General features: G+C 42.8%; 8 protein-coding genes. 5 read left to right on the top strand and 3 right to left on the bottom strand.

The window, feature by feature from the left end; translation table 11 throughout:
• Positions 1–225, top strand: a 225-nt coding sequence (locus MHN32_RS22930) for a hypothetical protein (RefSeq protein WP_239422910.1), incomplete at its 5' end; no start/stop codon positions are given.
• Here the strand turns inward: MHN32_RS22930 and MHN32_RS22925 are convergent.
• Positions 187–1,917 carry an ABC transporter ATP-binding protein gene (locus MHN32_RS22925; protein ID WP_275440493.1) on the bottom strand — a complete coding sequence of 577 codons (1,731 nt, stop codon included), beginning with the start codon at positions 1,915–1,917 and terminating at the stop codon, positions 187–189. The two genes, MHN32_RS22930 and MHN32_RS22925, sit on opposite strands and share 39 nt — an antisense overlap.
• Positions 1,918–2,042: 125 nt before the next feature.
• On the opposite strand from MHN32_RS22925, the gene MHN32_RS22920 reads away from it, so the two are divergent.
• On the top strand, positions 2,043–2,933 hold the full coding sequence (locus MHN32_RS22920) for a TetR/AcrR family transcriptional regulator (protein WP_010603967.1): 891 nt from the start codon (positions 2,043–2,045) through the stop codon (positions 2,931–2,933).
• A gap of 63 nt (positions 2,934–2,996) precedes the next feature.
• On the opposite strand, the gene MHN32_RS22915 is transcribed toward MHN32_RS22920, so the two are convergent.
• Positions 2,997–3,446, bottom strand: a complete 450-nt coding sequence (locus MHN32_RS22915) for a nuclear transport factor 2 family protein (protein WP_206471703.1) — start codon at positions 3,444–3,446, stop codon at positions 2,997–2,999.
• Positions 3,447–3,775: 329 nt separating this feature from the next.
• Between MHN32_RS22915 and MHN32_RS22910 the strand changes: the two genes are divergently transcribed.
• Positions 3,776–6,514, top strand: coding sequence for an ATP-binding protein (locus MHN32_RS22910; protein ID WP_239422908.1), 2,739 nt, complete (start codon positions 3,776–3,778; stop codon positions 6,512–6,514).
• Complete coding sequence (locus MHN32_RS22905; protein WP_010603970.1) at positions 6,511–6,867, top strand: Hpt domain-containing protein; 357 nt, start codon at positions 6,511–6,513, stop codon at positions 6,865–6,867. The genes MHN32_RS22910 and MHN32_RS22905 overlap by 4 nt, the downstream gene beginning before the upstream one ends.
• Here MHN32_RS22905 and MHN32_RS22900 read toward each other — a convergent pair.
• Positions 6,864–7,637 (bottom strand): MBL fold metallo-hydrolase, encoded by a 774-nt coding sequence (locus tag MHN32_RS22900; RefSeq protein ID WP_239422907.1) that lies wholly within the window; start codon positions 7,635–7,637, stop codon positions 6,864–6,866. The genes MHN32_RS22905 and MHN32_RS22900 overlap by 4 nt on opposite strands.
• A gap of 232 nt (positions 7,638–7,869) precedes the next feature.
• Here MHN32_RS22900 and MHN32_RS22895 point away from each other — a divergent pair, with 232 nt between their 5' ends.
• A complete protein-coding gene (locus tag MHN32_RS22895; RefSeq protein ID WP_239422906.1) occupies positions 7,870–8,838 on the top strand; it encodes a DUF4097 domain-containing protein in 969 nt (322 codons plus the stop codon).
• The last annotated feature ends 1,283 nt before the right edge of the window (positions 8,839–10,121 follow it).

The following is a 10,121-nucleotide window of genomic DNA, read 5'->3' as shown; positions in this document are numbered from 1 at the left end:
TTGTTCATTGTTGCTCAACTTTTGCCTAGATTACTAGGCGGCAAGTCGAGCGTCGCGACCAAAACACACTCAGGAGAACAAAAATCAAACAGCAAAGGTCAACAGGCCCTAATTCAATCTTTTACTAATGACGTTGCTGTTCATTCACTTTCCACCTATCCAACTAACGGGCCTCAACCAAAGTTATTAGCTTGCAGCTTGAAGGTTGAACTGTTTATTCACTAAGCTTTGGTAAAGCGAAGAGTGTTGCATCAAATACTGATGATCTCCCTGTGACTCAATCTCACCTTTGTTAATGACGATAATATTATCAGCATCCATAACCGTACTGAGTCGATGTGCGGCGATAATTGTAGTACGACCTTTTTTTGCATTTTTCAGGGCAATTTGAATAGCTGCTTCACTTTGTGAATCAAGGCTTGCCGTTGCTTCATCCAACAGCAGCAATGCAGGGTCTTTTAATAGTGCTCGCGCTAATGCAACTCGTTGCCTTTGTCCGCCAGACAAAGTAATGCCACGCTCACCAATTTGAGTATTCAACCCATCAGGTAGTGTCGCTATAAACTCTGCTAAATCGGCCGTGGTAATGGCATGCTGTAATTGTTCATCATCTATTGCCTCAAAAGCACCGTAGACCAAGTTTTCATATAAGGTGCCGCACAACAGCAGGCTCTCTTGCGCAACGTAGCCAATTTGCGCTCTTAAATTGGCTCGGTCTAACTCTTCAACATTAAGCCCAGCAATTTCAATGTAACCACGTTGCGCCTGATAAAAGCCCTGCAACAAAGCAAAGAGTGTAGACTTACCAACTCCTGATGGCCCAACTATAGCGGTCGTCTTTCCACTTAAGAATTCACAGCTCAAGCTTTTAAATACCGGTTTATCATTAGCATAACTAAAAGATAAATTGCGAAAATAAATTGACTTATCAGTCAGGCTAATCGTATGACCACTTTCATTTGGTGGTGTCGTTGCTAAGATCTCATTAATACGAACGGCCGCTCCTTTTGCTTTATTAAAAGCGGCTACCACCATGCTTAACTGCCCCATCGGCAACACAATGTTCAGTAAAAACATAATAAACGCAACAAAAGCGCCTAGGGTCATCGCACCGTTGGCAACCCTTGATGCGCCAAACCCTAGTACTAACACTATCGAAGCCATGATCACTAAATTCACCAATGCGCCCATGGTAGCTAAGAGCGTATGTTCTGACATTGCGGTTTTATAGAGTGACTTCAATTCATTGTTATTATTTTTAGCTTCTGTTTTCTCTGCACCTTGTGCTCTTATTAAGCGGATATTAGCAAACAGCTCGGTTAACCTTCCTAGCATAGAGGCTTCAGTATCTTGTAATGACTTAGACAGATCCGTCAGTCTTACGGAAAACGGTAAGATAATCAGAAAACTAACCGTAACTGCACTGAGCATCACGAGTGTCATTTGCCAGTCTAAAAACCATAGAATAATAAAAGAACCAAATAATGAAACTACACCAGATATAAAAGATACAGACTGCTCACTCACTAGGTTTTCAATAATTTCAGTGTCTTTTACGATGCGATTCGCCGGCTCCCCAGCCCTTGTGTTATCAAAGAAAGAAACAGGCAAACGAATGAGGTGCTGAAAAAGGTCTCCGCGTAATTTAAGCTTTTGCTCATTGCCAATTTTACCCATGATATAAGTCATCAACCCTGTTAGCACAGCGGAAAATACTAATACCATAATTAATATGACTACCTGTTCATTTGAAAAATGACCATTTTCTCCAAGTTCTTCCAGCAGATTTTTCGTTTGCAAAGGCACCAATAAACCTAAAATACTAGAGATCAGTGTAAACAAAACCAGAGTTGATAGTAATAGGCGACTTGGCCGCGTACGCCTGACTAGTTGAATTAAAGATGATGTATTGTTCATAATTATTATGTCCCCGTTGAATAGACAACATAATAATTGACCAAACTTTGAATTTAGTCAATTTAAAATTGACCTATTGGTCATTCTTAAATTGACTGTATACTGCAATGTGAACAGGAGGAGCTATGTCTGATAAGCGGAAATTAATACTAGCATGCGCGGAGCAGTTACTTTTAGCTGAGGGCGATAGTGCCTTTAGCATGCAAACTATCGCCAATAAGGTGGGCATTTCGAAAGGTGCTATCTACTTACACTTTAAGTCAAAAGACGAACTACTATTAGCCGTTTTTGAGAGTCAAACAGCGGATCTGCTGGATAAAATAAGAGCGATATTAGAAAGTGATAAATTGACTCCAATTGCCAAGTTAAAACAACAAATCCGCTTCCAGCACGAAGATTTACAGCAGTACCAAGCGATGTTTCAGCTCTTATTGCAGGAGGAGTCACTGAGCTTTTCAAATAACTTGATCATGTTCTATCAAGAGTTTCGCTTAACGTGGCTTACGCTACAAGAAGGTTTTTTACTTGAAAACTATGGCGAGCAAGTTCGTCCATGGAAAACCGATCTTGCGATGACCCTTGATGGTATTATAGCTAACTACCTTTCGCTTCCCGTGATCGAAGGTATTGATTTCGACACTGAAAAGCTGGTTAATTGGGTAGTCTCATGTATGGACTCAATTTGTACAGCGCTACCAAATCAAGCACTGTTGCCGGTATTAACCGAGCAGGACTTCCCGTCCCAAAAAGAGATCGAAGCCAAAAAACGACAACTCCACGAACAAAAAATCCAACAAGCTTTTATACAGCTCCAAGAAAAGTCTCAGAAGCTAAAACTCACACCACAAAAGCGTGAGATCGTAGACCACACAATCGCTCTCTTGGAAGCTCAACTACAAAGTAAAAACCCCGATACCGTATTAATCAGGGCACTTATCGCAGGACTTAGAGACTACAGAGGGTTAAATACTCAGCGCCAGCTGCTCGCAGAAAGACTCAATGTAGAGGCGGTGTAAACCACTGAGTAATGTGGTACTCGTACGGTTAGAGGAAAGCAAAATCTTGCTTTACACTGCTGACTATTTTTCTTTTAAGAATAAGACTCTCTTAATCAATCCATCGACGACTTCATAGGTCGCGATGGCTTTATAATTTGATTTATATTCCTCACCATCACGCATTAGACAAAACTCTATAACCTCAGTATCTACAACAAAGCGCCCTTGGATCTCTCTGTTACTTATTTTGGCGCTCAGGCAAGTGACCCTATTAAAAAGCTGTGTATAGGTTTTCTTCAGTTTTTCTTTCCCGGAATACGCTATTCCACCAGGAAAGTAGTGAATTTCTACATCATCGTGATACGTTGCGACGAATGCATCTATATCTCGCTTGTTATAGGCCGCTACCTGTTGCTCAACAATCGCGGTGATATTCTCCTCATTAGTCAGGTCTTGCTGTGCATAAGCTTGGCCACTATACGTAAGTGCGTTGAGTGAGCCTGCGATGACCACTGATAAATAACGTTTCAACTTGGAATCCTTTTATTATTTTTAACCATATCACCCTTTTTGGGGTACAAAGACATATTACAGTTTATAGACTTGATATAGCAAATCGCTTAGTCTCAACGTGAAATCCGTCATCGTTTATAGCCGATTCTTTCTAAGCCATTCGCTCAGTTCAGTATTACCGTGCGCATCGGTATGCCTGTGGGTCTCATGAGTACGGTACTTAGACTCAAACTTCTACGATCTACAAGCTTTACACATTCTCCTAAACCTCTCTAGATTGACCACAAATCCAGCAAGTTAATCATGAACTGCTATATTGTTTTATGAGGATATTATGGGGGGATACGATGCTAACAGCACTAAAAGACAGTATGCCAATTTTGATTGTTACATCTGAGTGGTATGTCAGTCACACAACCGCCGTTGCGGAAAAACTGTTCGCTCCCGTCGATAACGTCATCAATAAACATCTTGAAGACTTATTCATCTTTCCTTTATGTGTAGAAGAACAGCAAAAGACGATTGCTGATGGTTCTTTGATACAAGTGTCGTTGCGCACATCACCAAACGTACAATTTTTGCTGTCGTTTTATGATGTTCGCAGTAACGAAATATTTGTACATATTGCCGAGCTCTCTACTTATTATTGTCAAAATCCATTAGAAGACGAACAAACTCGAATTTTGCGCCACGCCGTCAACAGCGCAAACCTAGGGGTTTGGTGCTACGATCTCCTTAATAAGACAGCGTATTTCTCTCCTAAATTCAAATCACTGATAGGCCTCCCAGCCTCGGCAGAACTAGACTGGGACACCTTAAAAAGCATGATTTACCAAGAAGATCAGCCGCTATTTGCCGAGCTACTCGCTCACCATATTGAGCAAGGACTTATGCTGCATTTTGAGTTCCGACTTGAGGTTAGAGGAACAATTCATTGGTTTGAATTTAAGGGAGAGCAAGTTAAGTATTGTATTCGCACACACAGTGTTTATGGGATTTTAGCTGACTGTACTCACGAAAAAGATATGTTAGTCGCATTACATGATGCAGAAGAAAGTAAAGAACTTGCGATGCAAGCGGGGAAAATAGGTACTTGGCGAGCAATACGAGTAGCGAATCAATGGATCTGGAATTGGGATCATCAGGCCAATGATATTTTTAAACTTTCGGAAGACGATATTGGCAATTTACACCTCTGGGAAGCAAGCCTTCACCCCGACGATAAAGTACGTGTTACGCAAGCGCTAGAAGCCTCATTGAATTCAGGCAAAATCTTTGAACAGCGCTATCGCGGCCTGCTTAACGACCAGGACATTGTTGTAGTGTATGCCAAAGGTGTTGTAGGACTTGATGAACAGGGTCAGCCAGCACGTATTGATGGTGTTGTTATCGATCAAACCGATGTATATATTGCCCAGAAAAAGCTCCAACACATTAATCAAGAGTTAGAACAACGCGTCGCAGAGCGCACCGCCGATCTTGAAGCCGCGATTATTAAAGCCGAGCAGGCCAATCGCACTAAATCAGACTTTTTGTCCATGATGAGCCATGAACTCAGAACCCCAATGAATGGTATTATTGGCTCCTTAGATCTCATGGCGCTCTCAGATCTAGATGAAGATAACCAAGAACTCTTAGAAACTGCGTCTATTTCAGCCAATAATTTAGTCTCAATATTGAACGACATTTTAGACTTAGCCAAAGTTGAACAAGGGAAAATGGAGCTTGAAAGCTACCCATTCTCCCCTTCCAAAATGCTCAATAACATTATCAAAACCTTCGAAGCCCACGCGCGAGACAAATCAGTAAAATTAACGGTGCATGAGGACATAAAGCTACCGCTAGAAGTGATTGGCGATGAAAATAGAGTGCGGCAAATTATCTTTAACGTTGTCAGCAATGCCATCAAATTTAGCGTTGCAGATAGAGAAGGCGGCGCGAAAGTCACCATCAATGTGCACTGGGCGTGCGAGGGCGTAGCCTTATCTCACTTGATATTTAAGATAGAAGACAATGGTATTGGCATTGCACCGGAAGTCCAAAAGAAACTGTTTACCCCCTTTACACAAGCCGAACGCTCTATCACGAGAAAGTACGGCGGCACCGGATTAGGGCTTGCAATATGTGGCAAGCTTATTGACTTAATGGGTGGCAAGGTCGCCTTAAAAAGCAAATCAGCTGAAGGCTCAACTTTTACCATTACCATTCCTATTTGGCGTCCAAGAACACAGCAGCAACCCAATATTATATTTACTACGCTTTATTGGTTAAGTGATGCGCCTTGGCAGAGTTCGTTGGCGCTGACTCAGTTGTACAATGCCTGCACGCATTTTTGCGATGAGATCAAAGTCATCGAGTCACCCAGTGAAATCAAAGAGACTGACGATACTGCACTTGTTCGTGCTGTCACAACGCAAGCCGCCCCCTCTGCAGAGCAAATACGCTCACCTATTCCAGAGTTAGTATTTGTTGATGAAAAGGCGTTTGCTAACTTGAACAGTACAGCGTTAACCACACCAAAACCAATTGCACCGCAGACTCAATACGCTATCGGCCAATTATTGAGCAAACTGAAAGTAAGTCAGCAAAGTGACGAGACTGATTTAGGTGAATTAAACGATCTCAGTGAACTAGATGCGCTCCTTTCACTAGACGATGAAGTATCTAGCCCTACCGATGATGAATCGGATACTAGTGGTAAGCAGCATATACTCCTTGCCGAGGACAACCCCTTTAACCAAAAACTCATCGTCAAACAGCTTTCTAGACTTGGAGTTTCCTGTGATATCGCCAATAACGGCAAAGAGGCCTTGGCGATGTATAAAAGCCAGCAATATCAGCTTTTGTTGACGGATTGCCATATGCCGGAGATAGATGGCTATGAATTAACTAAGTTAATTCGCGCATTTGAGTCCAAAGAAGAGCGCAGCGCCATTCCTATTGTTGCCGTCACAGGCGCTGCTATGAAAGGGGATAAAGAGCTTTGTTTAGATAGTGGCATGAATGACTATGTTAGCAAACCGGTGCGATTACAAGAGCTTAAAAACACCTTAGGTAAATGGTTAGATATGGACTTTACACAATGAGCAAAACCCTCAACCCTCAGGTGCTTATCGATTTAATCGGTGATGATTTTGCTACGGCGAAAAAGTTTTACACCGACTTTCTAGTACAATCGAAATCTAGTTGCGCAAAAATTAAAACTGCTTACCAAACTCGTGCCTTTCAAGCGTTAAAAGACGAAGCCCATTACCTCAAAACCTCCGCAAAAGCAGTGGGTGCAGAGGTACTAGCTGAACATCTACAGGCGTTAGAGTATTCGGCACTTGATAACAACACCACTGAGTGCGCCGAAAAAATAAAAGCGATACACCATGAGATCGGCAGCGAGTTTGTTCGAGAATTAAAAGCCTATTTAACCTCTCAGTCGCAAAATTAAAGCGCAATCGGCTGCTCAGCAAGCACCGCTTTGAGTCCTGCGCGTTCGAACTTCACAACATCTTCTTGATGCTGGTAATGATAGACCCAAATATTTTTAATGATGTCTTCGCGATAGCTCGTCAACAACTCATCAAGGGAGCAATGGCTGGGGTTGTTTGCAAGACCGCAATCATGAAAAATAACTTCGCCGTTACTGACATAGTGATGGAGCAGCTCAGGAATAGCTTTGGTATCACCACTGTAAAACAAGCTACCTGGGAGATGTAACGAAAAAGCGCTATTGGGCTCATGATGACGAACGGCATAACTATGTATACGTTGCCCACGATGAAGAAAGCTTTCTGAAATTGGATATAAACGGAAAACCTGCCATACGCCGCAAGTCCCTTCGCTCAGTCCGGTGTACGCGAGCATATTACACAACCCAACGATTAACTCTGCTGGGGCATATAACGTGATTTGGTGCTGACTCAATGCAGCCTGAAAGTAAAGCTGCTCCAATCCACTAACATGGTCATAATGAAGGTGGGTGATAAACACAGCATCGGGTAATGACGAAAAATGCTTTTTATAACGCGACACCGTATCAAAGCCACAATCTATCAATAACCAAGGTAGGCCTCTGTGGGTCAATACACAGGTAGAGCACCCAAGAGTTGCAGCGCTGGCGGCACTTCCAACTCCTAAAAAGACTGCTGCGTCTGGTTTACAGTGACTATCAACGAATGATTTCGGATTGACAGCGTGTAGCTTGGTCGTGTCTTTCATTGCACTGTTAGGAAAATAAACAAACAATAGTGTCAGACTACATTGTCGAATTTACAACCACATGACAGTCATATCTGCAAACTTTTGGCTCAGCTCACTATTTGATTTCGCTATTTTGACCACTCAAAAGTTCGCTACCTTCTTAATCTATTGATTTTTTTATATCTTCATTCTGGTATAACTATTGCTGGATGATAACATCATGTCATCACCACTATGGAAAATAACAACAATGAAAAAGCTCTTCACCAGTTTAGCTGCACTTAGCCTTTTATCTGGCTGTGTTGTGCATATATCTCCAAGCGCAGCAGCAACCAAAGCACTCCATAAATCTTTGCAACTCAACGCTGCAGACATCAGCAAACTTGATGCAAATACCACCTCGGGTAATATCCAGATCATTGGATACGACAATCAACAAGACATCCAAGTGGAAGCCTCCGTGTTAACCACAGAAGCAGAAAACTACCAACTTACATTGGAAAAATCAGGTGATACCGCCATATTGGTGGCCGACTCAGATACAAGTTCTGGTGTACAATGGTATCGCAATAATAGCCCTAGAATTGACTTAACCATCACCATGCCAAGCCAACTTGCGCTAACACTTGATGACAGTTCGGGGGATATAGCCATCAAAAATATCAAAGGTTTTATCAAACTAGATGATGGCTCTGGCAATATCACGTTGGAAGATATTCAAGGTGCTGAAATTGATGACGGCAGTGGCAATATCCATATCACTAACGTCCAGCAACTTGTTATCGACGATGGTTCTGGCGACATAACTATAAAGGGATTAGTCGATACACTAGAGTTGGAGGATGGCTCGGGTAATATTGATGTGACTGGCGGCACAGATATCAAAATAGAAGATGAGTCTGGCGATCTAACCCTTCGCGGTTTTAGCGGTAACGCAGATATCATCGATGGCTCTGGCTCACTGGTTGTTGAAGGCGGACGCAATATTAAAATCGATGATGAATCCGGTAATATTCGAGTTCGTCACGCCCAAGGCGATGTCACTATCGTTGATGGTTCGGGCAATACGGATATCGAAGCAATTAAGGGCCATGTTCAAATAGAAGACGGCGCTGGAAATATTCGTGTGGTAAATGCCGGTTCCTTGACCATTACCGAATCAGGTTCAGGCTCAGTGAAAATAGATAGGATAGCTGGGGCCGTAAAGCTAGATGACTAGCTGAATCACTTTAGTGTGGAGCAATATACGATTGTTCCACACTAAAGTTCAACATTAACTCGAGACTATGTATAAAGTCAGATCGTCCTCTTGACAGGTTTCTACGCCCATCCATGGGCTTCTTTGATACCTAATGACAAGGCACTCTCTCATCCCCCAACAAACTTAACTTCTCGGCGGGTAAACCGTCTCCTACAACACTATTTGCACTGTGAATTAGGAAGCATTCTGCGATGATAGTTTTTGCAATGCTTTAAAGCAGCTTAAATCGCTAAAATCGTAGACGATCTCACAAGCAACGTATTCCCCCTCCATCACAACCGAAAAGCATAAGTCGATATGCAATGTGCCGACAGGATGTCGGCCAAGTCTTTTCTGGCATCATGGACGTGCCTTACAAGGCGGTTGCGATACCAATCGTATTAGGTAAATGAGCAATTTGAAGCGGAGAAATAGCTTTAGTAGCTCCGCTCTCGCGTCCTGCTACCGCCAAGGTACCTATATCCATATAGGCAAGGCAAAAATTTTGCTATTTAGTTGTTCTAAATGAGAAATTTTTAACGACGCTAATATGGTATTTCACCCTTCAAATTGATTGGAGACTTTTGAGGATTGAGTGTGATGCTGGGGCGACGTTTTCTTGGTTCGTTCTTTTTCGTCGTTTAAAAAGAATGAACGAGAAGCGCATGGATGCGCTTTGATACGAGCCATGGAGGGTAAGGCTGATATGTCCTCCTGACGGATTTCGACGCCCATCCATGGGCTACGACATACTTTTCTTTGATGCCCAAAGAATCGTTGCGCAAAAGAAAAAGCACTCCCAACATCACACTGACTCCTCAAGTAAATTACCAATATGAACGTCACCTCGGTGTAAGGGCCATCCTTGGCCCTGTCACCACTTTTCACGCAAATGACTCATTGGCAATTTACTTTCGGGTGTGATGAGGGAGACACAAGGCGCTGATAAATTCTTGTGGTGCTTGCAAGCAACTATGTTTCTGATGGCTTTGTGGACAGCTAACAGACAACTTATTTCCCCCTCCATCACACCCGAAAAGCGTAAGCTGATATGCAATGTGCCGACAGGATGTCGGCCAAGTCTTGTCTGGTACAGGGACGTGCCTTACAAGACGGTTGCACTATATCGGCTTAGGATTTGAGGATTAAGTGTGATGTTGGGGCGACGTTTTCTTGGTTCGCTCGATCGCGTCGTTTAAAAAGAATGAACGAGGAGCGCATGGATGCGCTTTGATACGAGCCATGGAAGGGCAAGGCTAATA

Source organism: Pseudoalteromonas sp. Of11M-6 (assembly GCF_022347905.1).
Classification (GTDB): Bacteria; Pseudomonadota; Gammaproteobacteria; order Enterobacterales; family Alteromonadaceae; genus Pseudoalteromonas.
Note: the sequence above shows the minus strand (reverse complement) of the source record. Positions and strands in the feature narration are given on the sequence as shown.

What these genes read in the sequence shown, in the direction of transcription:
- MHN32_RS22905 (WP_010603970.1), top strand. Translation starts at nt 6,511, where the DNA reads ATGAGCAAAACCCTCAACCCTCAGGTGCTTATCGATTTAATCGGTGAT.
- MHN32_RS22910 (WP_239422908.1), top strand. Translation starts at nt 3,776, where the DNA reads ATGCTAACAGCACTAAAAGACAGTATGCCAATTTTGATTGTTACATCT.
- MHN32_RS22895 (WP_239422906.1), top strand. Translation starts at nt 7,870, where the DNA reads ATGAAAAAGCTCTTCACCAGTTTAGCTGCACTTAGCCTTTTATCTGGC.
- MHN32_RS22925 (WP_275440493.1), bottom strand. Translation starts at nt 1,917, where the DNA reads ATGAACAATACATCATCTTTAATTCAACTAGTCAGGCGTACGCGGCCA.
- MHN32_RS22900 (WP_239422907.1), bottom strand. Translation starts at nt 7,637, where the DNA reads ATGAAAGACACGACCAAGCTACACGCTGTCAATCCGAAATCATTCGTT.
- MHN32_RS22920 (WP_010603967.1), top strand. Translation starts at nt 2,043, where the DNA reads ATGTCTGATAAGCGGAAATTAATACTAGCATGCGCGGAGCAGTTACTT.